Origin of the sequence: Neisseria sp. CCUG17229, assembly GCF_047839235.1 — a bacterium.
In the GTDB taxonomy this organism is placed as follows: domain Bacteria; phylum Pseudomonadota; class Gammaproteobacteria; order Burkholderiales; family Neisseriaceae; genus Neisseria; species Neisseria brasiliensis.
Genome location: NZ_CP181247.1, coordinates 613,716 through 638,721 on the forward strand (window position 1 = coordinate 613,716; position 25,006 = coordinate 638,721).

Genomic DNA, 25,006 nt, shown 5'->3' on the forward strand with positions numbered 1-25,006 from the left:
GGCTGTTTTAAAATGGCTGAAATGTTACGTTATATCAAAAGGAATAAAACATGAAACAATGGAAATTGGGTGTTATTGCGGCGTTGTTGTCCGGTGCGGCTTATGCAGCGCCTTTGCCGGTGGTGACCAGCTTCAGCATTTTGGGTGATGTGGCCAAGCAGGTGGGGGGCGAGCGTGTGGCGGTGACCAATCTGGTTGGTCCAAACCAAGATTCGCATGCTTATCACATGACCAGCGGCGATGTGAAGAAAATCCGCGCGGCCAAATTGGTATTATTGAACGGCTTGGGCTTGGAAGGTGCCGATGTGCGCCGTGCCGTGCAGCAGAGCAAAGTGCCGTTTGCCGAAGCCACTAAAGGCATCCAGCCATTGAAAGCACCGGAAGGCGGCCATCACCATCATCATCACGGTGAAGGCGAAGGCCATCACCATCACGACCACGGCGAATTCGACCCGCATGTTTGGACCGACCCTGTGTTGATGGTCACCTATGCGAAAAACGTATCTGACGCGTTGGTTAAAGCCGATCCGGCGGGTAAAGCCTATTATGAGCAACGTTTGACTGCGTATCAAAACCAGCTGAAAAAATTACACAGCGACACCCAAGCCGCGTTCAACAGCGTGCCGGTGGGCAAACGCAAAGTGTTAACCGGTCATGATGCATTTGCCTACATGGGTAAACGCTACAACATCAATTTCATCGCCCCGCAAGGTGTGAGCAGCGCGGCAGAGCCATCGGCTAAAACGGTGGCTTCGATTATCCGCCAAATCAAACGCGAAGGGATTAAAGCCGTGTTCACCGAAAACATCAAAGACACGCGCATGATTGACCGCATCGCCAAAGAAACCGGCGTGAAAGTCAGTGGTCAGTTGTATTCTGACGCTTTGGGCAATGCGCCTGCCAATACCTATGTCGGCATGTACCGCTACAATGTGAAAATCATGACCGATGCCATGAAAAAATAATGGCTGGGTAAGGTAATGAGACAAGGCCGTCTGAAAAACAAGTTGTTTTTCAGACGGCCTTGTAGCGTTTGGTAACAATATGATATGGCTGTATAATATATTTAAAATCTATATATATTTTAAATTCAGGAACCAACCATGATAGAAACCATTGAACGCGACAGCATGCAATACGATGTTGTGATTGTGGGTGCAGGTCCGGCAGGTTTGTCGGCAGCCATCAAACTCAAGCAGCTTGCTCAAGCCGCCGAGCGCGAAATCAGCGTGTGCGTGGTGGAAAAAGCTTCCGAAGTGGGTGCGCATATCTTATCTGGCGCGGTGATTGATCCGATTACCTTATCGGAATTACTGCCTGATTGGAAAGAGCGCGGCGCGCCGTTGCGCGTGGAAGTGACACAAGACAAAGTATTATTCCTGACTGAGAAACGTGCCATTCCGCTGCCGGTTACCCCCAATTTCGACAACCATGGCAACTACATCATCAGCTTGGGCGAATTGGTGCGCTGGTTGGGCGAGCAGGCGGAAGAGCTTGGTGTGGAAATCTACCCGGGCTTTGCTGCTTCGGAAATTCTCTATCATGCCGATGGTTCGGTAAAGGGCATTGCCACTGGCAACATGGGCGTGGGCAAAGACGGCGAGCCGACCGACAATTTCCAGCCGGGCATGGAACTTTGGGCGCAGCAAACCCTGTTTGCCGAAGGTTGCCGTGGTTCATTGAGCCAACAAATCATTAAACGTTTCGATCTCGATAAAAACAGCGATGCGCAAACTTATGGCATTGGCATCAAAGAAATTTGGGAAGTCGCGCCGGAAAAACACCAACAAGGCTTGGTGTTGCACAGCAGCGGTTGGCCGCTCGACACCAAAACCTACGGCGGCTCGTTCCTTTATCATTTAGACGACAATAAAGTCGCCGTTGGCTTCGTTGTCGGCTTGGATTACCAAAATCCTTATCTGTCGCCATTTGAAGAATTCCAACGCTTCAAAACCCATCCGGCCATCCGCGATACCTTTGCCGGCGGCCGCCGCATTGAGTACGGTGCGCGTGCTTTGGTCGAGGGTGGTTATCAAAGTATTCCCAAGCTTTCATTCAACGGCGGCGCATTGGTCGGCGATGCGGCCGGTTTCCTGAATATGCCGCGCATCAAAGGCATTCACACCGCCATGAAATCAGGCTTGCTGGCCGCTGAAGCCGTGTTCCCGATTTTGGATAATTTGGAAGAAGTCGAAAGCGTGGAGCAGGGCAAAGAAGCGGCGCAATACCGCGCCTTGTTTGACCAAAGCTGGGCGCATACCGAATTGTATGCCGCGCGTAATGTGCGCCCGTCGTTCCAATGGGGTTTGCTGTTCGGCGTGATGTACACCGGTATGGAGCAATTATTTTTCAAAGGTCGCCTGCCGTTTACCTTCAAACACCACGGCAAAGACCACGACCAACTGAAAAAAGCCGCCGCCTGCAAGCCGATTAACTATCCGAAACCGGACGGCGTGTTGACTTTCGACCGCTTGAGCAGCGTGTTTTTGGCCAATATCGCGCACGAAGAAAACCAGCCGAGCCATCTGACCTTGAAAAATCCGCAAGTGATGATCGACATCAACCACAAAGAATATGCTTCACCGGAAACGCGTTATTGTCCGGCGGCGGTGTATGAAATCGTGGAAGAAAACGGCGCACCGCACTTGCAGATTAATGCGTCCAACTGCGTGCATTGCAAAACCTGCGACATTAAAGACCCAACGCAGAATATTGTGTGGATTTGTCCGGAAGGGGCAAGCGGTCCGAATTACGGCGCGATGTAAGGCTGTCTGAAAAGCTAGGCTTACTGGTGTTGAATTTTTGTTTATCAAACGAAAAGGCCGTCTGAAACACAATGTTTCAGACGGCCTTCTTTATTAAAGCCTCACTTTATTGGCCGGCTTTCAAACCTTGCCACAAGCGTACGCTTAATTTGCTGGTTTCAGGTGATTTTGGTGAAATCACGAAGCTCTTATCCATTACTTCTTTGCTTGGGAAGATAGACGTGTCTTCTGAAAGCTTGGCATCCATCAATTTACGCGCCGGTTGGCTGGCTGGTGCGTAGGTCACGAATGAGCCGTTTTTCGCCGCCACTTGCGGGTCGAGCGTGTAGTTGATGTATTTGTGTGCATTGGCCACGTTTTGCGCATCACGTGGAATCATGAAAGAATCAATCCAAATACCCACGCCGGTTTTCGGGGTCAATACTTGCAGATTGACGCCGTTGTTGGCTTCGATGGCGCGGTTTTTGGCGATGTTCAAGTCGCCGCCATAGCCCACAGCCACGCACAAGTTGCCGTTGGCCATGTCGTCGATGTAGCCTGACGAGCTGAATCGTTTCACGTCACCGCGCACTTTTTTCATCATATCAACCGCGGCTTTGAGGTCGTCGGCGTTTTCGCTGTTCGGGTCTTTGCCGATGTAGTTCAAGGCCAGCGGCATTTGTTCAATGGCGCTGTCTAAGTAGCTGATACCACAAGATTTCAGCTTAGCAGTGTATTCGGGGTTGAACACCAAATCCCATTCGTTTTCAGGCAAAGTATCGCTACCTAAAGCTTTGGCAACCAAGTCTTTGTTAATTGCCAAGGTGTTGATGCCCCAGAAATAAGGCACGGCATATTTGTTGTTCGGGTCAACACTGGCCATCAGCGACAACAGGTCAGGGTCAATGTTGTTGTAGTTGGAAATCTGGCTCTTGTCGATTTCTTGATATGCGCCGGCTTTGATTTGGCGGCCGACATTGGCAATAGATGGAGCAACCAAGTCGTAACCGGATTTGCCGGTCAATACTTTGGCTTCCAAGGCTTCGTTGCTGTCGTAATAATCGTAGCGGACTTTGATGTTGTTGTTTTTCTCAAAATCGGCCAAGGTTTGCGGATCAACGTAGTCAGACCAGTTGTAGATATTCAGATTGCTGGATTGCGGTGCGGCTTGTTGTGGTTCGCTGGCTTGTGGCGCGGTGGTTTCGGCCGGTTTTTCAGAGCCGCCGCAGGCCGCCAATGCTAATGTGATGCAGGCGGTGAGGAAGGTTTTTTTCATGGTGTACAGTCCTTTTGTCGGGAAATGGAATAAATTGCAGCGGTGGGCAAAGGATTTAACCTTTAAACCACATACAAAAGGGAAACTGTGGTGGGGGCGGCAGGCGCTAGATACCTCGTGCCGTCCTTGATTCAGCAAGCTTGCATTAAACGTTAAAAACCTTGCAAATGCAATAGTTTAAAAGCGGTAAAATGACACTTTTGCCGGTGTTTTTTGCTATGGGTTTATCTGCAAACGATAAAATTTTTCAGACGGCCTCAGAAATGTTGTGTTGATTTGTCAAAACCGTATGATTTGTGGGAAAATCGGCAGATTAAATTTTTAAAGGGCGAGACCGTGTTAGACAGAGAAGGCTATCGCCCCAATGTCGGTATTATCCTTACGAACGATAAGAATCAAGTATTTTGGGGCAAGCGTGTGCGCGAGCATTCGTGGCAGTTTCCGCAAGGCGGCATCAAGCCGGGCGAAAGTCCGGAAACGGCGATGTACCGTGAATTGCTGGAAGAAGTGGGCCTGTTGCCGCAACACGTGAAAATTTTAGGCCGCACGCGCGATTGGCTGCGTTACGATGTGCCGACGCATTGGGTGCGCCGTGAGTGGCGCGGCTCATACCGCGGTCAGAAGCAGATATGGTATTTGCTGCGCTTGGTCGGCCGTGAGAGCGATGTCAACCTGCGCGCCACGCACCATCCTGAGTTTGACGGCTGGCGTTGGCACGATTATTGGGCACCGGTGGATGAAGTGATTGATTTCAAACGCGATGTGTATTTGGGTGCACTCACGGAATTATCGCGCTTTGTGCGCAGCGTGGAAACTTATGGCGAATTTGCCCAGCGTATTCAGCAGCAAAAAGAGAAGTAAGGTAAGCGCTTTCAGGTCGTCTGAAAGCGTTTTTATTTTATAGTCCAACAATCTTGACGGGCCGTTTGAAATGGCGGTCATTGTGTTAGAATACCGCCCAAACGATTATAGGCAGCACAGCAAAACATGAGCAAAACATCATACAGTGAATCCAGTATTACCGTCTTAAAAGGCTTGGAGCCGGTGAAAGAGCGTCCGGGCATGTACACCCGCACCGACAGTCCGACCCATATCTGCCAGGAAGTTATCGACAACGCTGCTGATGAAGCCTTGGGTGGCTTCGCCAGCGAAATCGGCGTGACGATACACGATGACGGTTCTTTATCTGTGCGCGACAATGGCCGCGGCATTCCGACCGGCATGCATCCGGTGGAAGGTTTGCCGGTGGTGGCGCTGGTGTTTACCCAATTGCACGCAGGCGGAAAGTTCAATAAAAAAGACGGCGGTGCTTATGCTTTTTCAGGTGGCCTGCACGGCGTGGGTGTGTCGGTGACCAATGCGCTGTCGAAACGCTTGGAAGTGACCGTTAAGCGCGAAGGCAAAATCCACCGCATCGTGTTTGCCGGCGGCGATGTGATTGAACCCTTAAGCGAAATCGGCAAATGCGCGGTGAAAGATTCAGGCACCGAAGTGCGCGTGTGGCCGGACGGCAAATATTTCGAATCACCGCAATACAGCATTCCCGAATTAGAACGTCTGTTGCGCGCCAAAGCCGTGTTGCTGCCGGGTGTGACCGTGTCGCTGACGCGTCCGGTAAAAGGCGAAACCGAGCCACAAACGCAAACATGGCATTACCCCAACGGCCTGAAAAGCTACCTGATGGATTTAATCAACGAAGCGCAAGAAGCCGTGCCGCTATTTGCCAGCGAAAACTATATTTCAGACGGCCACGACAGCGATTTTGCCGTGGGTGAAGGCGCGGCCTTTGCGCTGACTTGGCTGGAAGAAGGCACGTGCGCCAATGAAAGCTATGTCAACCTGATTCCGACCCCGCTCGGCGGCACACACGAAGCCGGTTTGAAACAAGCCGTGTTCAACGCCGTTAACAACTTCATCACGCTGCACAATTTATTGCCGCGCGGCGTGAAAGTGCAAAGCGATGACGTGTTCAACAAAGTCGCTTTTGTCTTGAGCGCGCGCGTGCTCGACCCGCAATTTCAAGGCCAAACCAAAGACAAACTCACCAACCGCGATGCGCTGAAGCTGGTGGCTGCCGTATCGGGCGACCCGTTGGAATTGTGGCTGAACCAAAACGTCGAAGCTGGTAAAAAAATCGCCGAATTGGCGATCAAACAGGCGCAGGCGCGGATGCGTTCGGTGAAAAAAATCGAGAAGAAAAAAGGCAGCGGCGTGGCCGTGTTGCCCGGTAAACTCACCGACTGCGAAAGCGAAGACGTGCGCGAAAACGAGCTATTTTTGGTTGAGGGCGACTCAGCCGGCGGTTCGGCCAAACTGGCGCGCGACAAAGCCACCCAAGCCATTTTGCCTTTGCGCGGTAAAGTGTTGAACAGCTTTGAAGTGCATCCCGACCAACTGTTCGGCAATGCGGAAATCCATGATATTTCCGTGGCCATCGGCGTCGATCCGCACGGTGTGAACGACAATCCCGATTTAAGCGGCTTACGCTACGGCAAAATCGCCATTTTGTCTGATGCCGACGTGGATGGTTCGCATATTCAAGTGTTGCTGCTGACCCTGTTTTACCGTCATTTCCCGAAATTGGTTTCAGACGGCCATATTTACGTTGCCCAGCCGCCGTTGTTCCGTGTCGATGTGAATGCACAAGGCAAATCCAAGCCTGCCCGTAAATTTTACGCGCTTGACCAAGCCGAGCTCGATGGCATTTTAGAGCGCCTGCAAAAAGAAGGCGTGAAAGAAACCACCTATTCTATTAGCCGCTTCAAAGGCTTGGGTGAGATGAACCCCGACCAGCTTAAAGACACCACCATGCACCCCGATACCCGCCGCTTGTTGCAAGTGCAGATTCCCGAAGACAGCAGCGACGAAACCTACGACATTTTCGTGAAGCTGATGGGTAAAGGCGAAGCCGCCAGCCGCCGCGCGTGGATGGAAGCGGAAGGCGATACGGCGGAAGTGGATATTTGATTGAATGGATTGTGATGGAGGCCGTCTGAAAACAAGCTATCTTTTTCAGACGGCCTAAACAAAAGAATCGGGTTATTATTGACCCGATTCTTTTGTTTTTTGATTCAAAACACACTATTAGCGCCATCCAATTACGGCTAGACTGCGGTTTTGATTCCCATCTTTTACACCGCAAGGAGCTGTAACATGAAAACTGCATTATTGATTGTCGATTTCCAAAACGATTATTTCCCAAGCTTTGAAGGTGCCAAATTTCCTTTGGTCGGCACCGAAGCGGCAGCGGAGCAGGGCGCAAAATTGTTGAAGGTGTTCCGCGACAAAAACTTGCCTGTGTTTCATGTGCGCCATGTGTTTGCCGGAGAGAATGCGCCGTTTTTTGCGGAAAACAGCGATGGCGTGCAGTTTCATCCTTTATTTGAACCAAAAGAAGGTGAAGCGGTCATTACCAAGCATGAAATCAACAGCTTCCGCGGCACCACTGATTTACACGCGCAATTGCAGGCGCAAGGCATTGAGCGCTTGCTGATTATCGGTGCGATGAGCCATATGTGTATCGATGCGGCTACTCGTGCGGCGGCCGATTTGGGCTACCAATGCCATGTTGCCCATGATGCGTGCGCGACACGCGATTTGGAATTCGGCAGTAAAACCGTGGCTGCGGCCGATGTACACGCGGCGTATATGTCGGCATTGGCGTTTGCGTATGCTAATGTGGATACTGCGGATAATTTGGCAAAATTGGTTTGATGATTGATTCGATATAAAAATCAAGGCCGTCTGAATATTTCAGACGGCCTTTGTTTTCACTGATTATTTCAACAGACTTTTAATAATGCCCATCACGCTGCGGGAAATGGCGTTGGTCACTTTGCGGTTGATTTGGCTGCCAACGGCATCGGCTACATTGTAACCAATGCCTTGGCCGGATTTTTTACGTCCCCCGGTTAGGCCGCCGATAAAACCACCGAGTAAGCCCGGGTCTTGGTTGGCTTGGGCTTTGGCCGCTTCTTTTTCGGCTTGCGCCTGCGCTTTGGCGGCTTCTTCCGCTTGTTTGGCCGCAGCTTGTTCGCTGTCAAGTTCAGCTAAGGCTTCAAAAGCCGAGTAGTTATCGATCATGTCTTTGTAGGTCGGATACAGATCGTCGCGTTGATACAAGGCATCTCGCTCTTCTTTGGATAACGGGGTCAACGCGGATTGCGGCGGCAGAACATAAGCGCGTTCCACCGGTGCAGGCATGCCTTTTTCATCTAAGAAGGACACCAAAGCTTCGCCCACACCCAGTTCGGCGATGGTTTCGGCAACTTTGATATTCGGGTTGCTGCGGAAGGTTTCGGCAGCGGCGCGCACGGCTTTTTGGTCGCGTGGCGTAAAGGCGCGCAGGGCGTGTTGCACGCGGTTACCCAATTGGCCGAGAATGGTATCCGGCAAATCGAGTGGGTTTTGCGTCACGAAATACACGCCCACGCCTTTGGAGCGAATCAGGCGCACCACTTGCTCGACTTGTTCTACCAATGCGGTCGCGGCGTTGTCGAACATCAAATGTGCTTCGTCGAAGAACATCACGAATTTTGGCTTTTCCGGGTCGCCGACTTCGGGCAGCATTTCAAACAATTCGGCCAGCATCCACAACAAAAACGCACTATACATACGCGGCGAGCGCATCAGTCTTTCCGAATTCAAGATGTTAATCACGCCTTTGCCGTTTTCAGACTGCATCCAGTCTTCCAAATTCAGCGCCGGCTCGCCAAAGAAATCATTGGCTCCCTCGTTTTCCAAGGTCAGTAATTGGCGTTGAATCGCGCCGATACTGGCGGCAGAAACGTTGCCGTATTGGGTGCGGTATTCGGCGGCATGATCGGAAACGTGTTTCAACATGCTGCGCAGGTCTTTCAAATCCAAAATGTGCCAGCCGCGGTCGTCGGCCACTTTGAACACCAAATTCAACAAGCCCTCTTGAGTGTTGTTCAAATTCATCAAACGCGCCAGCAGCATCGGGCCCATTTCAGATACGGTCACGCGCACGGGAATGCCGGTTTCGCCGAATACGTCCCAAAAACGCACAGGGAAATTTTGCAGCCACTCATCGCCCAATCCAAATTCAGCAATGCGTTCACCCACCTTACCGCTTGCGGCACCAGCTTGTGAAATGCCTGATAAGTCGCCTTTGACGTCCACCAAAAATACCGGCACGCCTTGGTTGCTGAAGGCTTCAGCCATGCGGCGCAGGGTCACGGTTTTACCGGTACCGGTCGCGCCGGCAATCAGGCCGTGGCGGTTGGCCATTTTTCCTTGGATTTCAAGAGAGACATCGCCGACGCGGGCGATAGGGAAGGTGGTCATGCAGGTTTCCTCTCGGATTCGGATAATCAGGTAAACGCTTATTTTCTTATGAAATGAAGCAGGGTGCAATGACATTGGCGCGGGTGTTGGATTTTTCAGACGGCCTTTAAGGCAATAGGAACAGGCCGTCTGAAACACGGTTTTGAATATTACCCTGTTTTCAGACGGCTTTGTGCTTTCAAAGCAATCTGATATGGGCTATAATTTTAGGTTTTTCAACCGCCTAGCGCGGTTTATTTTAATGTGAACAGAAAGAAGTTATGACTGCTGCGAAAAAGCCTTTGGGCGAAAAGCAGATGGCGGTATTGATGGCGATGTTGATTGCGCTGATGCCGTTTTCGATTGATGCGTATCTGCCGGCGATTCCCGAAATGGCAGAAAACTTGGGTTCGAATATCCATCGAATCGAGCAGAGCCTGAGTATGTTTATGTTTGGTGCGGCATTTGGCCAATTGGTCGGTGGCTCGGTGTCGGACATCAAAGGGCGCAAACCGGTGGCGTTGGTCGGCCTGGTGCTGCATTTCATCAGCGTGCTGGGACTGACGATGATCAGCAACGTCGACCAATTGCTGACCTTGCGTGCGCTGCAGGCGTTTGGCGCAGGCATGACGGTGGTGGTGGTCGGTGCTTTGGTGCGCGACCATTACGATGGGCGTAAAGCGGCGCAGATGTTTGCGCTGATTGGCATTATTTTGATGATTGTGCCGCTGATGGCACCGATGGTCGGCGCGTTGTTGCAGAGTTTGGGCGGTTGGCGCGCGATTTTCTGGTTTTTAACCGCTTATAGCGTGTTATTGTTGGTGTTGGTAACATTTTTCCTGCCCAAACCGACGCGCACCGATAAAATCAGCCGCGAGATTTTTGCTGTGGTCGGTGGCCGGTTTAAGCATGTATTGCGCAATAAAGGCGCGATGGGTTATCTGTTTTTCCAAGCATTCAGTTTTGCTTCGATGTTTGCTTTTTTGACTGAATCTTCGTTTGTGTATATGCACTTATACGAAGTGTCGTCGCACGGCTATGCGTGGATTTTCGGTTTGAACATCATCACCATGGCCTTGTTCAACCGCGTAACAGCATGGCGCTTGAAAACCGGTGTGCATCCGCAGAATATTTTGCGCTGGGGCATTATTATTCAGTTTGTCGCCAATTTATCGATGGTACTGCTGGTGTTGGTGAGCGGTTTGCCGCCGATGTGGGCGCTGGTCGGTTGTGTGATGCTGTCTGTCGGCACGCAAGGTTTGGTCGGTGCCAATACGCAGGCGTGCTTTATGAGCTATTTCAAGAAAGAAGGTGGCAGCGCCAATGCGGTGTTGGGCGTGTGTCAATCGGTGATTGGCGCGGTGATGGGGATGCTGACCACATGGCTGCACAACGGCACCGCCTTGATTATGCCGGTGATGATGCTCACGGCGACGGTGTGCGGTATTGTGTTGCTGTGGGTGTGTTCGCATGAAGCGTGGATTGAAAATGATAAAAACCGCGGCGAGTTTAAATAAAAATAGTAGTTTTACCTGATTGGTGCAATGAAATACTGTTTTTCTACAATCATTGGGCTTTAATGCTTTAATTTCTATTATCAGGCCGTCTGAAAGTCTTTCAGACGGCCTGTTTAATGCTAAAATCGCTAAATTCACGAATCATGCAAGAGAAACATCATGTCGATTGATGAACAGTTAAAACCTCACCGCGATGCGATTGACGAAATCGACGCCACCGTATTGCGCCTGTTGAACCAACGCGCCGGCCATGCCCATGCCATTGGCGAACTCAAAGGCACCGGCACAGTATATCGCCCCGAGCGCGAAGCCGCCGTATTGCGCCGCATTCAGGCATTGAACGAAGGCCCGTTGCCGAATGAATCGGTGGCGCGCCTGTTCCGCGAAATCATGAGCGAATGTCTGGCGGTGGAGCGCCCGCTGACCATCGCTTATTTAGGCCCGCAAGGCACGTTTACCCAGCAGGCCGCCATCAAGCATTTCGGCCATGCGGCTTATACCCAAGCCTGCACTACTGTGGATGATTGTTTCAAAATGGTGGAAACGCGCCAAGCCGATTATTTGGTGGCGCCGGTGGAAAATTCGACCGAAGGCTCAATCGGCCGCACCTTGGATTTGCTGGCCGTATCGGCGCTTAAAGCCTGCGGTGAAGTGGTGGTGCGCATTCATCACAATTTGCTGCGCAAAAACAGCTACGAAATCAACGGCGTGACTAAAGTTTTTGCCCACGCACAAGCCTTGGCGCAATGTAACGACTGGCTGGGTCGCAACCTGCCCAATGCCGAGCGTATTCCGGTTTCCAGCAATGCCGAAGCCGCACGTATTGTGGCTGAGTCTGATGATGGCACCTTAGCCGCAATTGCTGGTATTACTGCAGCGGAAATTTATCAATTAAACATTGCCGGAGACTGCATCGAAGATGAACCGAACAATACCACGCGCTTTTTGGTGCTTGGCCATCAAGATACCAGCAGCACCGGCAGCGACAAAACTTCATTGGTGATTTCAACACCAAACCGCGCCGGTGCAGTGATGGGCTTGCTGCAGCCGTTTACCGATTTGGGCATTTCCATGACCAAATTTGAGAGCCGCCCGAGCAAATCGGCTTTGTGGGAATATTTGTTCTTCATTGATATTGAAGGCCATAAAGACGATGAACGCGTGCAAAAAGCCCTGCAATTATTGAGCGAACGCGCATCGTTTGTTAAAGTGATTGGCTCGTATCCGACTGTGGTGTTGTAAGGTTTTTAATAAACAAAAGGCCGTCTGAAACCTAATTGTGTGGGTTTCAGACGGCCTTTATTTTTATAAACATGGATTAATGATCAACCACAATGCCTTTGCTTTCGCCGGCTGCTTTTTCGGCATCCAATTTCTTTTGTAGCGTATAGCAAGGGGTTTCACAATCGCACATTTTTTCCATGCCCAAAGCGGAAATGCCGCCGCAGCTGCCTTTAATCGAGCGTTTGGAGAAAATGTAGCCGACTGCCATGCCTAAAATCACCAGCAGGAAAATGCCGAAGGTTAAAAAGAGGGTTTTCATGATGTGGGTTCCAAGGTTAAATTAATTAAGTAACTGTTTGAATGCGCTTGACATTTCAGTTTTGTAGCCGTTGCCATCGTAGATGATTAAGAATACTGCCAAACCGTGTTGCTCGGCAAGTGCCAAGGCTTTTTCTTCGCCTAGCACGAATAAACCGGTGGACAGGCCGTCAGCGGTGGTGGCGCTATCGGCAATCACACTAATGGACGCGAGCTTGTGGCGAATCGGCGCGCGCGTTTGCGGATTGATGATGTGGGAGAGGCGATTGCCGTTTTGATCCAAATGGAAATTGCGGTAATCGCCCGAAGTAGCTAAAGATTGGTTATCCAGCGGCACGATAATTTGTGTGCCGCTACCTTGCACCATATTCGGCTGCTCAATGCCCACGCGCCAAGCTTCGCCGGAAGCGTTGCGGCCTTTGCCGTGTAATTCGCCGCCTATTTCTACCAAATAGTTGCGAACGCCTGATTTTTCAAGATGTTGTGCCACTTTATCCACGCCGAAACCTTTGGCGATGGAAGATAAATCCAAATAAACACCGGCTTGGGTTTTGGCAAGCGTGGCTGATTCGCCATCGTGCGCCAACACGATTTTATCGATGCCGACCGCCTGCGCGGCTTGTTCGATTTCGGCTTTGTCGGGCGAGTAGGTGACCGCTTTATCCGGCCCAAAACCCCATAAGTTCACTAAAGGGCCAACGGTCACGTCTAATGCGCCTTGGGTCATTTGGTTTAAACGTACGGCTTCGGCGGCCACATCAGCAAAATCTTGGGAAATCTTCAGCGGGCGGTTGGCTTTGCGCATTTGGTTGAATTGGCTGATTTCTGAATCCGGCTGATAGGTGGACATTTGGCGATTGACTTCTTTCAGCACATCATCGATTTGTGTCTGCATGATTTCCGGTTTGGGCAAATCAAGGCCGTCTGAAAGGTATTTGACGGTGTATGTCGTGCCCATAGTTTCGCCTTGCAGCGTGACCGTTTGCGCTTGTTTGCCGCAAGCAGCGAGCAGAAACAGCGTAGCAGTGAAGAATAGGACGGCGAGAGATTTTAAAACGGACATGAGTGTGTGCGACAAAATTTTTCAGACGGCCTATTGTAACGTAAAATGAACATCAACGGGCTGCTCTGAAAGACGATGGGGCGGTGGAAAATCGGCTGAACAGGCCGAGACCTTTGCAAAACCTTAGATTTGAGTACAGTTCAAAGTTGTAGCAGCGCAGAAAGCGAAGGCATATTACAAAAAGGTTAAGCTTTCGAGCAGCGCACAACGAAGAAATGTTCCAAAGATAGGGATTTCCAAAGGTCTCAGCTCAGGCCGTCTGAATTTTTGGAGCGCTATATGTGGGCAATTTATCTGGGTTTGGCTTTTGCAGCGGGTATGGCTTCGGCCATGCAGGCGGCCATTAATACGCAACTGGCGCGGTCAATGGGTGGCGAAACCTTAATCGCCACTTTAATTTCGTTTGCCGTCGGCACGGTTGCGTTGTTTTTCATCACCTGGGCCAAAACGGATTTGTTCGGCTATTTGGCCACTATTGGGCAGCAGCCTTGGTGGAAATTAAGCGGCGGTTTGCTCGGTGCGATGTTTGTGTTCACCAGCGTATTGTTGGCGCCTAAATTGGGTATTGCGAACATGTTGTTTGTCATTATCATCGGCCAATTGCTGGCGGCGGCGGTGATTGACCATTATGGCTTGATCGGCATGGCAGTGCGGGAAATGACGATGCCGAAATTAATCGGCTTGGTGGTAATGGGGGTAGGGTTGGCTTTGTTTTCGTTTGGGGATAAGGTTTGGAAGTAGAGAGGCCTTTGCAAAATCCCCATCTTTGGCACATTTCTTCGTTATGCACTGCTATAACTTCGAACTGCACCCAAATCTGGGGTTTTGCAAAAGTCTCAGGCTGCTTGATTTAAAGGATGATGCCGTCTGAAAAGGTTCAGACGGCATCTAAAACAAAAAAAGGAAGAAACCGAAGTTTCTTCCTTTTTTTGTTAGCCGCCGAAATCGTCCAGCAGGATGTTTTCGTCTTCTACGCCCAAGTCTTTGAGCATTTTAATCACGGCTTGGTTCATTACTGGTGGGCCACACATGTAGAATTCGCAATCTTCAGGGGCTTCGTGGTTTTTCAGGTAGTTTTCATACAAGACATTGTGAATGAAGCCTGTGTAACCATCCCAGTTGTCTTCCGGCAGTGGGTCGGAGAGGGCAACGTGCCATTCGAAGTTGTCGTTTTCTGCAGCCAGTTCGTCGAAATCTTCCACGTAGAACATTTCGCGTTTCGAACGTGCGCCGTACCAGAATGAGATTTTGCGTTTCGATTTCAGACGGCGTAATTGGTCGAAAATGTGTGAGCGCATAGGCGCCATGCCTGCACCACCGCCGATGAATACCATTTCGGCATCGGTGTCTTTGGCAAAGAATTCACCAAATGGGCCAGAAATCGTCACTTTGTCCCCCGGTTTCAATGACCAGATGTAAGAAGACATTTGACCTGGAGGCGCATCAGGTTCGCGTGGTGGCGGGGTTGCGATACGCACGTTCAGCATGATGATGCCTTTCTCTTCCGGATAAGAAGCCATCGAATAGGCACGCAGAATCGGCTCGTCCACTTTAGAAACATAGCGCCACAAGTCGTGTTTGTCCCAGTCTTCGTGGTATTCCTCAGGAATATCGTAGTCTTTGTAGGCTACGGTGTGCGGAGGCGCATCGATTTGGATGTAGCCACCAGCACGGAACGGCACTTCTTCACCTTCAGGAATGGCCAGTTTCAATTCTTTAATGAAAGTGGCTTTGTTGTCGTTGGAAATGACGGTACATTCCCATTTTTTCACGCCGAATACTTCTTCCGGCACTTCAATATCCATGTCGGTTTTGACATTGACTTGGCACGACAAACGGCAGCCTGCTTTCGCTTCACGCTTGGTGATGTGAGACAGCTCGGTTGGCAAAATATCGCCGCCGCCGCTATTCACTACCACGCGGCATTGGCCGCATGAACCGCCACCGCCGCAAGCTGAAGGAATGAAAATGCCTTCATTGGCCAAGGCGCCTAAGAGCTTGCCGCCAGCGGGCATGGTTAGCTCTTTTTCGCCGTTTACTTTAATGGTGATGTCGCCTTCGTTAACCAATTTTGATTTGGCAAACAGAATCATCAGCGCCAAAATCAAAATGATGACGGTAAACATCACAATACCTAAAATAATTTCCATTGTGTGTCTTCCTTATAACTGAATGCCGGAGAACGACATAAAGGCCAAAGCCATCAGGCCGGCGGTGATAAAGGTAATACCCAGACCTTTTAAGCCGTCAGGTACATCGGCATACTTCAGTTTTTCGGTGATGCCGGCCAATGCCACAATCGCCAGCATCCAGCCGGTGCCTGCGCCGAAGCCGTAAACGATGGATTCGGTGAAGTTGTATTCACGCTGTACCATGAACGACACACCACCGAAGATGGCGCAGTTTACGGTAATCAGCGGCAGGAAAATACCGAGCGCGTTGTAGAGGGCAGGGAAGAATTTGTCCAATACCATTTCCAAAATTTGTACCAATGCGGCAATCACGCCGATGAAGGTAATAAATTTCAAAAAGGTCAAATCCACGCCGTCAATCAGTGCGCCTTCTTTCAGCAGCGAGTAAACCAATTGGTTAACCGGTACGGCAATCGTCAATACTACGATAACCGCAATACCCAAACCAAAAGCAGTGGAGACTTTCTTAGACACGGCCAAAAAGGTACACATGCCTAAGAAGAAGGCCAAGGCCATATTCTCGATGAATACGGACTTAACAAATAAGCTCAGATAATGTTCCATGGATTATTTCTCCACCTGTTCAGGTTTCCAAGTGCGGATGGCCCATACCAGAAAACCGATAATAAAGAATGCGCTTGGCGCCAGCAGGAACAAGCCGTTGGCCTGATACCAGCCGCCGTCTTGGATGGTTTGGAAAATAGTCATGCCGAACAATTTGCCCGAACCAATCAATTCACGCAGGCTGGCTACGATGATCAAAATCAAGCCATAGCCCAAGCCATTGCCGAAACCGTCAACAAAGCTTTCCAGCGGCGGCTCTTTCATCGCGAATGCTTCCGCGCGACCCATAACGATACAGTTGGTAATAATCAGGCCGACGAATACCGACAATTGCTTAGACAATTCATAAGCAAATGCCTGCAAAACCTGGTCAACCAAAGTTACCAATGAGGCAATAATCGCCATCTGTACGATAATACGGATGCTGTTGGGGATGTAATTGCGCACCAGCGAGATAAACAGGCTGGAGAAACCGGTTACGAATGCTACGGAAATACCCATGACGATGGCGGTTTCCAATTTGGTGGTCACGGCCAGTGCCGAACAAATACCCAATACTTGCAATGTAATCGGGTTGTTGTCTACCAGTGGGGAGAACATTAAATGTTTCAAACGTTTGGTATCAGCCATTATTCTGCTCCTGCTTTCAGTTTGGCTAAGTAAGGTTTATAACCGTTTTCGCCAAACCAGTAATCGAACGTACCTTGCACGCCTTTGGTGGTCAGGGTGGCGCCGGACAAACCATCTACGCCGTGTTCTTGGTCGGCGCCTGCGCCTTTACCGACGCGGATGGCAACGTTGCCTTGCTCGTTGTAGAGTTTCTTGCCGACAAATTTTTGCTGCCACAAAGGATTAGCGATTTCACCACCCAAACCCGGGGTTTCGCCCTGCTCGTAGTAGGTGATGCCGTTGAGCGTGTTGCCGTCGGGTTTTACTGATACAAAACCATACATCACTGACCACAAACCATTGCCGTGCATAGGCAGAACGATTTGTTCGACTGTGCCGCCTTCGTCTTTCACCAAATAAACATCGGCGAGTTTGGCACGGGTTTTGATGCTGGCCAAATCGTCTTCAGGGGCGATGCGCACATTTTGCTGCGGGTCTTTGGCCGCGCTGCGGGCATCGAAGCCTTCCGGCGAATTGTCAACGTATTCACCGGTTGCCAAATCCACAACACGCGGTTCGATTCTTTCTGAATAGGTTTTGGCGATGTCGGTTTTCTCATCGAGCAAACCGGCTACGCTTAAGATGTAGCTTTGTTTGTCTTTGGCTTTTTGTTCAAGCTGTTTGGGTTTGAGGCCAACAGCAGAACCGGCTACCACCACAGAACAAACCAAGCTCACCACAATCACGACGGCCAGCGTGCCGCCGAAGCTGTCTTTATTGAATTTAGCCATTGGTGCGCGCCTTTCTGCGTTTGATGTTCGCTTGTGCGACGATGTAGTCGAAAATCGGGGCAAACAGGTTGGCAAACAGAATCGCCAACATCATGCCTTCCGGATAGGCTGGGTTAACCACGCGGATTAACACCGCCATCACACCGATTAATGCGCCATACCACCATTTACCGGTGTTAGTAAACGAAGCAGAGACCGGATCGGTGGCCATAAACAGCATACCGATAGCAAAGCCGCCCAATACCAAATGCCAATACCAAGGCATGGCAAACATCGGATTGGTGTCGGAACCGATGGCGTTAAACAGCAATGAAGTGGTAATCATACCAATCATTACACCGGCGATAATGCGCCAAGAAGCGATGCGGGCGAATACAATCATCAAGCCGCCGATAATTAGCGCGATGGTCGATACCTCGCCAACCGAGCCTGGCATGTTCCCGATAAAAGCATCCATCCAAGTAATCGGTTGACCGGTGGCAACGTTTTTCAAGCCGGCCATGCCGTCTGAAGCCCATTGTGCCAAAGCGGTTGCACCTGAATAGCCGTCAATGGCAGTCCATACTTTATCGCCGCTGATGTTGGCAGGATAAGCAAAGAACAGGAACGCACGGCCTGCCAGTGCAGGGTTCATGAAGTTTTTACCGGTACCGCCGAATACTTCTTTCGCCACCACAACACCAAAGGTAATACCCAAGGCGGCCTGCCACAACGGCAGGGTAGGGGGAACGATTAAGGCAAACAAAATCGAAGTCACGAAGAAACCTTCGTTGATTTCGTGTTTGCGGATCATGGCGAACAATACTTCCCAGAAACCGCCGACGATAAATACGGTGGCGTAAATCGGCACAAAGAAAATTGCACCGAAGAGCATTTTGCTCAACCAGCCCGCATCGGCTGCCATATTGATGCCTAAGGCATTGGCCAAGGCATAATGCCAATCATTGGCGATGCTTTGTTGCAATAATTCCGGTGTCAACACGCTGAATGCTTGCGCACCCACGTTGTACATGCCGTAGAACATGGCCGGAAACAGAGACAGCCATACCAAAGTCATCATGCGTTTGGAACTTAATTCATCGCGCACGTGGGTGATTTTACGGGTCACATCGCCGGTTGTATAAAGGATAGTGGACACTGCTTCATATAAAGCGTACCACTTTTCGTATTTCCCGCCCGAGTGGAAGGCGGGTTCGATTTTCTCTAAGAAATGTTTCAAGCCCATAATCAGCCTTCCTTCTCAATAGTGGTTAATACATTGCGCAGCAGTGTGCCGTATTCGTATTTACCCGGGCAAACAAAGCTGCACAAAGCCAAGTCTTCTTCATCCAATTCTAGGCAGCCCAGATTTTGCGCACTGTCAGTGTCGCCGACAATTAAATCACGCAAAAGCAGAGTAGGCAGAATATCCAGAGGCATGATGCGTTCGTAAGTGCCAATCGGTACCATCGAACGGTAGCCGCCGTTAAGTGCCGTATTGAAGTTGAATAATTTGCTTTTGAGGAAGTGGCCGAGAGTGGTACGTGTTATGGTAAATTTATTCGGTTGGGGCGTAATCCAGCCGAAGAATTCTTTCTCCCGGCCTTCTTCTAATACCGACACTTGATTGTGATAGCGGCCGAGATAGTCGTGTGGGCCGGTGGCAATGCCGCCGTTTAACACGGAGCCGGAAATCACGCGGTTGTCGCCATTCACCAATTCACCGGCTGTGAGTTGGGAAAGGTTGGCACCCAATACGGTACGCAACAGACGCGGTTTGTTGACTTGCGAACCGCCCAAAGCGACCACGCGTTCGGTATTCAGACGGCCTGTGGTAAACAATTGACCAATGGCAATCACATCTTGATAGTTGATGGTCCAAACGGTTTTGTTCGCGCCGACAGGCTCGATAAAGTGGATGTGTGTGCCGCTCAAGCCGGCCGGATGTGGGCCATCGAATTCGTGTACGGCGATATTGGCTGCGCTTTCAGACGGCACATTAGCACCGGCTGCTTTACACACATGCACCGTGCGCTCAGTCAATCGGCTTAATACACGCAAGCCGTTGGTGAAGTCAGCCGCTTTTTCAGCGATGATCACGGTTGGATCTGCAGCCAAAGGATTGGTGTCCATGGCGTTGACAAAAATCGCCGCAGGGTTGGCGTCAACTGCAGGTGTTTTGCTGAACGGGCGGGTACGCAATGCTGTCCACAAACCTGATTGGATCAGATTGGCGCGGACTTGCTCGCTGCTCAAACCCGACAAGGCTTCGGCAGAATATTGCTCGAAGGTGATTTCATCGTTGCCTGAAACAGAAATCACCACAGATTGCAAAACACGTTTCTCACCACGGTTGATCGCCGTGATGGTGCCTGAAGCCGGAGCGGTAAATACCACGCCCGGATTTTTCTTGTCTTCAAACAATACTTGGCCTTTTTTGACGACATCGCCTTCCTTGATTTTCATCGAGGGACGCATGCCGACATATTCTTCGCCAAGCAACGCGACTTCGGTAATGGCCGGACCATCATAGATGGTTTGCTCCGGTCGGCCTGCAATAGGCAGGTCTAAGCCTTTTTTTATCTTAATCATAGAGATGCGTTACTTCTTACTAGGTTAAAAAACTGGCAAGCCGATGGCGTTGAGTGTAACCACCGACGTCGGTATTTTGGAAAAAGACACATTTTTCTTCAAAATCAAATCAGTTTATTCGGTCATCAGCCTAATGGCTAATCTTTGTTTTTATTATTAAATAATGGACGATAGCTGATAGAGGTCGTCTGAAACCGAGTTTCAAAGAAAAAACGATTTAAAAATATTCAAATGGCTGAATAAATAAAATCTTTGGGATTTTAACAGGAATGGACGGATTTTTGTCACATTCCGCCAGATTTTTTCACTTATAAGGCTAATTCAGTAAGCCATAATAACTAATAAATTATGATATAAAAATAATACCTTAAGAAACGATATGGATGAAAAAGAGTTGGGGCCGTCTGAAAAGAATAGGCCGATGAATAAAGCAACCCCACAAAAATCAGACTAAAATAAGCCAGTATTCAACTCAATCGGAGAGTCATCATGGCAAAAAGTACACTGCTCAATCACGGTAAATTAGGCATGGGAACATGGTATTTAGGCGACCGTGCTGCCACGCGCCAAGAAGAAATTGCCGCATTGCGTTACGGCTTGGAACACGGCGTGTCGATTATCGATACTGCCGAAATGTATGGCAACGGGCGTTCGGAAAATCTAGTCGGCGAAGCGATTCAGCCGTTTGCGCGAGACAGCATTTACCTGATTTCCAAAGTGTTGCCGAGCAATGCCAACCGCCACAATTTAGAGCGCAGCTTGGATGCTTCGTTGCGCCAACTGCAAACCGATTATCTGGATATGTATCTTTACCATTGGCGTGGCGCTACGCCTTTGGCAGAAACGGTTGAGCTGATGGAAAACATGGTACAAAAGGGCAAAATCAAAACATGGGGCGTGTCGAACTTTGATTTGGAAGACATGCAGGAATTGCATGATGCAGGCGGCACCAATTGCGAAAGCAATGAAGTGCTCTATCACTTGGGCTCGCGCGGTATCGAATTTGCGCTGAAACCATGGCAGGATGCCCACGCGATTTCAACCATTGCTTATTGTCCGCTGGCGCAGGCCGGTGATTTGCAGGACGATTTGCTGCATCATCCGGCAGTTCGCCAAGTGGCGGCTGAACTCAACATCAGCGTGTACCAAGTGTTGCTGTGTTTTACTTTGGCGCAGCAAAATATGGTATCGATTCCGCGCACCGGCAAAACAGCGCACATGAAAGAATTGGTCGATTGCTTGGCTATCCGTTTGTCGCCTGAGCAATATGCGGCTTTGGATGAAGCTTATCCTGCACCGCAATGGCGCGTGCCGCTGGATATTCAATAATCAGATGAGGCCGTCTGAAATATTCATTTTCAGGCGGCCTGAGACCTTTGTAAAACTCAATTTGAACTAAGAAAACTATGCTCGTCATTCCCGCGCAGGCGGGAATCCAGACCTATCGTTTTCAGGAATATTTAACTATTTCAGAAGTTTAACATTCTTGATTCCCGCCTGCGCGGGAATGACGGTTTAAAGGTTTCTGAAAATTGACGAGTTTTGCAAACGTCTCGGCCTTGTTATTTACGCCATCAATCTTTCAAACGGAATTCCGCGGCACGGGCGTGGGCGGTGAGGCTTTCGCCGTGTGCCAATACGCTGGCGATTTTGCCCAGTTTTTGTGCACCGGCTTCGGAAACCTGAATCAGGCTCGAGCGTTTTTGGAAATCGTATGTGCCCAATGGTGACGAAAAGCGGGCGGTGCGGCTGGTCGGCAAGACGTGGTTCGGACCTGCGCAATAATCGCCCAAGCTCTCGCTGGTGTATTTGCCCATGAAAATCGCACCGGCATGGCGGATTTTTTGCGCCCATGCTTCGGCGTTTTCAACCGATAATTCCAAATGCTCCGGCGCAATGTAGTTGGCAATCTCGCAGGCTTCGTCCAAATCTTTGGCCAAAATCATGGCGCCACGGTTGCCCAAGCTGGCTTCGATGATGTCGCGGCGCGGCATTTCTTCAATCAGCTTGTCCATGGCAGCTTTCACTTCGTCCAAATACGCTTGCGACGTGCCGATTAAAATGGCTTGTGCAATTTCGTCGTGTTCGGCTTGACTGAACAAATCCATCGCCACCCAATCGGCAGGCGTGGAGCCATCGGCAATCACCAAAATTTCAGACGGCCCTGCCACCATGTCGATGCCGACCACGCCGAACACACGGCGTTTGGCGGCGGCAACAAAAGCATTGCCGGGGCCGGTGATTTTATCGACTTGCGGCACGGTTTCGGTACCATAAGCCAACGCTGCCACGGCTTGTGCACCGCCGACGGTAAATACTTTGGTCACGCCGGCCACATAAGCAGCGGCCAAAACGATGTCGTTGCGCTCACCTTTCGGTGTCGGCACCACCATGATGATTTCTTTCACGCCGGCCACGTGCGCAGGCATGGCGTTCATAATCACGCTGCTCGGATAGGCTGCTTTGCCGCCCGGCACATAAATACCCACGCGGTCGAGTGGGGTAATTTGTTGGCCGAGCAGGGTGCCGTCTTCATCGGTATATTGCCACGATTCCATTTTTTGGTGTTGGTGGTAGCTTTCTACACGCTTGGCTGAAGTTTGTAAGGCCGTCTGAACTTCTGCCGGAATGCGGTCAAACGCGTTTTTCAAATCGTCTTGGGTTAAGGTCAAATCGGCAATGGTTTGCGCGGACGTGCCGTCAAATTTATTGGTGTATTGGATTAAGGCTGCGTCGCCGCGTTTTTGCACATCGGCGCAGATGTCGGCCACGATTTGATCGACTTTGGGGTCTTGGGCGGTTTCAAAAGCCAGCAGGGCTTTGAGTTCGGCTTGGAAACTGTCGGATTGTGTGTTGAGAAATTTCATGACTTGCCTTTATTTTCATAGTAAAAAATTGTGTTTCAGACGGCCTATATAAATGATAAAAGGCCGTCTGAAAATATTATTTTTCGCCGTTCACCACGCCGGCAAAGGCTTGGATAATCGGCTCGAGCAGGGTGTGTTTGGTTTTCAGTGCGGCTTTATTCACCACCAAGCGGCTGGAAATATCGATGATGTGTTCCACGGCCTCGAGGTTGTTGGCTTTGAGCGTGCCGCCGGTGGAAACCAAATCGACAATCGCATCGCTCAAGCCGACCAGCGGTGCAAGTTCCATCGAACCGTACAGTTTGATAATGTCAACGTGTACACCTTTAGCGGCGAAATGCTCGGCGGCGATATTCGGGTATTTGGTGGCAATACGCAAGCGGCTGCCCGGTTGGGAAACGTTTTTGTAATCAAAACCTTTGCGTACGGCAACCATCATGCGGCATTTGGCAATCTGCAAATCGAGTGGTTGATACAGGCCATCGCCGCCGTGTTCGATTAACACGTCTTTACCGGCAATACCGAAATCGGCCGCACCGTATTGCACATAAGTCGGCACATCGCTCGCGCGCACAATCACCAAGCGGATATTTTCATGATTGGTGTCGATAATGAGTTTGCGTGATTCTTCAGGGTTTTCGGTCGGGACGATACCGGCGGCGGCCAGTAGGGGAAGGGTTTCTTCGAAAATCCGGCCTTTGGAAAGGGCAATGGTTAATGCGTTGTCAGTCATTGTGGATTCTGCTCTATTTGGGGTGTGTGGATAGCGAAAGGCCGTCTGAAAAAACTTTTCAGACGGCATGAATATTATAATAAAGTGCGGATGTCGGCAGCAACGGCATCAGGTTCGGTGCCGTAAGGTGAGAAGATGGCGACTTCGCCTTCTTTATCAATCAAATACGCGCCTGAAGTGTGGTCAACCAGATAGTTGGTGCTGTCTTCTTTTTGGTTGACTTTAGCCGATACCACGCGGTATTGCTGCTTGATTACCGGTAGTGTTTGGCCTTCGGTGGCGGTAATGCCGATGAAATCAGGATGGAATTGTTTGGCGTATTTACCAATCAACTCCGGCGTGTCGCGCTCAGGGTCAACGCTGGCGAATACCACTTTCACATTTTTGGCATCGTCGCCCAATTGTTTTAAAGTGTCGCTGTAAGTCAGCAATTCAGTCGGGCAAACGTCAGGGCAGTGGGTATAACCAAACGACAATACCACCACATTGCCTTTCAAATCGCTGAGTTTAAATGGTTTGCCGTCGCCATCGGTCATTTCAAAATCACCGCCGATGTCTTCTTTACGCATATCAGTGCCGTTGATTTGACCCGATACGGCTGCTTTTTTCGCAGGCGCGGCTTCGGCGCTTGGGGTGGTAGAAGCAGACGCTTCAGGTGCTTTTGGCGCGGCTTCTTCTTTAGGTTGGCACGCAGACAGGGCGGCTAAGGCAAAAATGCTGACAATAAACTTTTTGGCTGTGATGGGCATGGCATTCTCCGATTGAATTAGGTGTTGCAAGACAATATCCCGTATCTTAACGCTTTTATCCATTGAAATGTAGCATTTCTCGTGAATTTTATAGAAAACTCATCAAAGTTTGATATAGATGCGTATTAAACGCTGACATTAAGATCGAATGAAAGTTTATTTTTGTAAATATAATTTTTTGTTTAATCAATAAATTATAAATAAATCGCCAAGAAAATCATTCGAAGCACTTTACAATTTTTTTTTGCGGGCTATAATAGCGACTTCTTCACCGCCCAGGTGGCGAAATTGGTAGACGCAGGGGACTCAAAATCCCCCGCCGCAAGGTGTGTCGGTTCGAGTCCGACCCTGGGCACCAAATTCTAAAATAGCCGCTTTTTATAAGCGGCTATTTTTATGTTATAGAATCCTTCTCTAAATGAAGTGCACTGTTGGGTATGAGTAATCCGTTGGGCGGAACTTCCTTTGTGCATTTTAAATAAGCCATCGGTGGGGTGCCTTG

General features: G+C 50.0%; 22 protein-coding genes and 1 tRNA gene. 10 read left to right on the forward strand and 13 right to left on the reverse strand.

What is annotated here, in order from left to right; all coding sequences use genetic code 11:
* Window positions 1-50 precede the first annotated feature (50 nt).
* Window positions 51-965: a metal ABC transporter solute-binding protein, Zn/Mn family gene (locus ACM67B_RS02885; RefSeq protein WP_416190076.1), complete on the forward strand. Its 915-nt coding sequence runs from the start codon at window positions 51-53 to the stop codon at window positions 963-965.
* A gap of 138 nt (window positions 966-1,103) precedes the next feature.
* Entirely contained in the window at window positions 1,104-2,765 is a 1,662-nt protein-coding gene (locus tag ACM67B_RS02890; protein WP_416190077.1) for an electron transfer flavoprotein-ubiquinone oxidoreductase, read from the forward strand.
* Window positions 2,766-2,871: 106 nt separating this feature from the next.
* Here ACM67B_RS02890 and ACM67B_RS02895 read toward each other — a convergent pair whose 3' ends face one another.
* On the reverse strand, window positions 2,872-4,020 hold the full coding sequence (locus tag ACM67B_RS02895; RefSeq protein WP_416190078.1) for a polyamine ABC transporter substrate-binding protein: 1,149 nt from the start codon (window positions 4,018-4,020) through the stop codon (window positions 2,872-2,874).
* A gap of 336 nt (window positions 4,021-4,356) precedes the next feature.
* Here ACM67B_RS02895 and ACM67B_RS02900 point away from each other — a divergent pair, with 336 nt between their 5' ends.
* The 3 genes from ACM67B_RS02900 (at window position 4,357) to ACM67B_RS02910 (ending at window position 7,734) form a co-directional block, all read left to right on the forward strand.
* Window positions 4,357-4,881: an RNA pyrophosphohydrolase gene (locus ACM67B_RS02900; protein ID WP_095503725.1), complete on the forward strand. Its 525-nt coding sequence runs from the start codon at window positions 4,357-4,359 to the stop codon at window positions 4,879-4,881.
* Window positions 4,882-5,007: 126 nt separating this feature from the next.
* Window positions 5,008-6,987, forward strand: a complete 1,980-nt coding sequence (locus ACM67B_RS02905) for a DNA topoisomerase IV subunit B (protein WP_416190079.1) — start codon at window positions 5,008-5,010, stop codon at window positions 6,985-6,987.
* Window positions 6,988-7,173: 186 nt separating this feature from the next.
* Entirely contained in the window at window positions 7,174-7,734 is a 561-nt protein-coding gene (locus ACM67B_RS02910; RefSeq protein ID WP_416190080.1) for a cysteine hydrolase family protein, read from the forward strand.
* 63 nt (window positions 7,735-7,797) lie between these two features.
* On the opposite strand, the gene ACM67B_RS02915 is transcribed toward ACM67B_RS02910, so the two are convergent.
* Window positions 7,798-9,327, reverse strand: coding sequence for a helicase HerA-like domain-containing protein (locus ACM67B_RS02915; RefSeq protein ID WP_416190081.1), 1,530 nt, complete (start codon window positions 9,325-9,327; stop codon window positions 7,798-7,800).
* A 260-nt stretch (window positions 9,328-9,587) separates the two neighbouring features.
* Here ACM67B_RS02915 and ACM67B_RS02920 point away from each other — a divergent pair, with 260 nt between their 5' ends.
* Window positions 9,588-10,823, forward strand: a complete 1,236-nt coding sequence (locus tag ACM67B_RS02920) for a multidrug effflux MFS transporter (protein ID WP_416190082.1) — start codon at window positions 9,588-9,590, stop codon at window positions 10,821-10,823.
* Between the two features lie 159 nt (window positions 10,824-10,982).
* On the forward strand, window positions 10,983-12,065 hold the full coding sequence (gene pheA / locus ACM67B_RS02925; RefSeq protein ID WP_416190083.1) for a prephenate dehydratase: 1,083 nt from the start codon (window positions 10,983-10,985) through the stop codon (window positions 12,063-12,065).
* Between the two features lie 76 nt (window positions 12,066-12,141).
* On the opposite strand, the gene nqrM is transcribed toward pheA, so the two are convergent.
* Both nqrM and ACM67B_RS02935 read right to left on the reverse strand, forming a co-directional pair.
* Window positions 12,142-12,366: a (Na+)-NQR maturation NqrM gene (gene nqrM / locus ACM67B_RS02930; RefSeq protein WP_416190084.1), complete on the reverse strand. Its 225-nt coding sequence runs from the start codon at window positions 12,364-12,366 to the stop codon at window positions 12,142-12,144.
* Between the two features lie 21 nt (window positions 12,367-12,387).
* Window positions 12,388-13,428 (reverse strand): FAD:protein FMN transferase, encoded by a 1,041-nt coding sequence (locus tag ACM67B_RS02935; protein ID WP_416190085.1) that lies wholly within the window; start codon window positions 13,426-13,428, stop codon window positions 12,388-12,390.
* 279 nt (window positions 13,429-13,707) lie between these two features.
* Here ACM67B_RS02935 and ACM67B_RS02940 point away from each other — a divergent pair, with 279 nt between their 5' ends.
* The gene (locus ACM67B_RS02940; RefSeq protein WP_416190086.1) at window positions 13,708-14,169 is read left to right on the forward strand and encodes a DMT family transporter; all 462 of its coding nucleotides are present in this window, start codon (window positions 13,708-13,710) and stop codon (window positions 14,167-14,169) included.
* Between the two features lie 191 nt (window positions 14,170-14,360).
* Here the strand turns inward: ACM67B_RS02940 and nqrF are convergent, their stop codons facing one another.
* Genes nqrF through ACM67B_RS02970 form a run of 6 tightly spaced genes read right to left on the reverse strand, consistent with a single transcriptional unit; the run spans window position 14,361 to window position 20,155 of the window.
* Window positions 14,361-15,578, reverse strand: coding sequence for an NADH:ubiquinone reductase (Na(+)-transporting) subunit F (nqrF, locus tag ACM67B_RS02945; RefSeq protein WP_095502002.1), 1,218 nt, complete (start codon window positions 15,576-15,578; stop codon window positions 14,361-14,363).
* 12 nt (window positions 15,579-15,590) lie between these two features.
* Window positions 15,591-16,184 (reverse strand): NADH:ubiquinone reductase (Na(+)-transporting) subunit E, encoded by a 594-nt coding sequence (gene nqrE / locus ACM67B_RS02950; protein WP_416190087.1) that lies wholly within the window; start codon window positions 16,182-16,184, stop codon window positions 15,591-15,593.
* A gap of 3 nt (window positions 16,185-16,187) precedes the next feature.
* Window positions 16,188-16,814: an NADH:ubiquinone reductase (Na(+)-transporting) subunit D gene (locus ACM67B_RS02955; protein WP_416190088.1), complete on the reverse strand. Its 627-nt coding sequence runs from the start codon at window positions 16,812-16,814 to the stop codon at window positions 16,188-16,190.
* The gene (locus ACM67B_RS02960; protein ID WP_416190089.1) at window positions 16,814-17,584 is read right to left on the reverse strand and encodes a Na(+)-translocating NADH-quinone reductase subunit C; all 771 of its coding nucleotides are present in this window, start codon (window positions 17,582-17,584) and stop codon (window positions 16,814-16,816) included. Before ACM67B_RS02960 ends, ACM67B_RS02955 begins: the two co-directional genes overlap by 1 nt.
* On the reverse strand, window positions 17,577-18,809 hold the full coding sequence (locus ACM67B_RS02965) for an NADH:ubiquinone reductase (Na(+)-transporting) subunit B (RefSeq protein ID WP_416190090.1): 1,233 nt from the start codon (window positions 18,807-18,809) through the stop codon (window positions 17,577-17,579). The genes ACM67B_RS02960 and ACM67B_RS02965 overlap by 8 nt, the downstream gene beginning before the upstream one ends.
* Window positions 18,810-18,811: 2 nt before the next feature.
* A complete protein-coding gene (locus tag ACM67B_RS02970; RefSeq protein ID WP_416190091.1) occupies window positions 18,812-20,155 on the reverse strand; it encodes a Na(+)-translocating NADH-quinone reductase subunit A in 1,344 nt (447 codons plus the stop codon).
* 489 nt (window positions 20,156-20,644) lie between these two features.
* Between ACM67B_RS02970 and ACM67B_RS02975 the strand changes: the two genes are divergently transcribed.
* Entirely contained in the window at window positions 20,645-21,484 is an 840-nt protein-coding gene (locus ACM67B_RS02975) for an aldo/keto reductase (RefSeq protein ID WP_416190092.1), read from the forward strand.
* Window positions 21,485-21,729: 245 nt separating this feature from the next.
* On the opposite strand, the gene hisD is transcribed toward ACM67B_RS02975, so the two are convergent.
* The 3 genes from hisD to ACM67B_RS02990 form a co-directional block, all read right to left on the reverse strand.
* Window positions 21,730-23,022 (reverse strand): histidinol dehydrogenase, encoded by a 1,293-nt coding sequence (hisD, locus tag ACM67B_RS02980; RefSeq protein WP_416190093.1) that lies wholly within the window; start codon window positions 23,020-23,022, stop codon window positions 21,730-21,732.
* A gap of 76 nt (window positions 23,023-23,098) precedes the next feature.
* Complete coding sequence (gene hisG, locus ACM67B_RS02985) at window positions 23,099-23,755, reverse strand: ATP phosphoribosyltransferase (RefSeq protein WP_416190094.1); 657 nt, start codon at window positions 23,753-23,755, stop codon at window positions 23,099-23,101.
* A gap of 74 nt (window positions 23,756-23,829) precedes the next feature.
* Window positions 23,830-24,504, reverse strand: coding sequence for an SCO family protein (locus ACM67B_RS02990; protein WP_416190095.1), 675 nt, complete (start codon window positions 24,502-24,504; stop codon window positions 23,830-23,832).
* 273 nt (window positions 24,505-24,777) lie between these two features.
* Here ACM67B_RS02990 and ACM67B_RS02995 point away from each other — a divergent pair.
* Window positions 24,778-24,862 (forward strand) — tRNA-Leu (locus ACM67B_RS02995).
* Window positions 24,863-25,006: the final 144 nt, after the last annotated feature.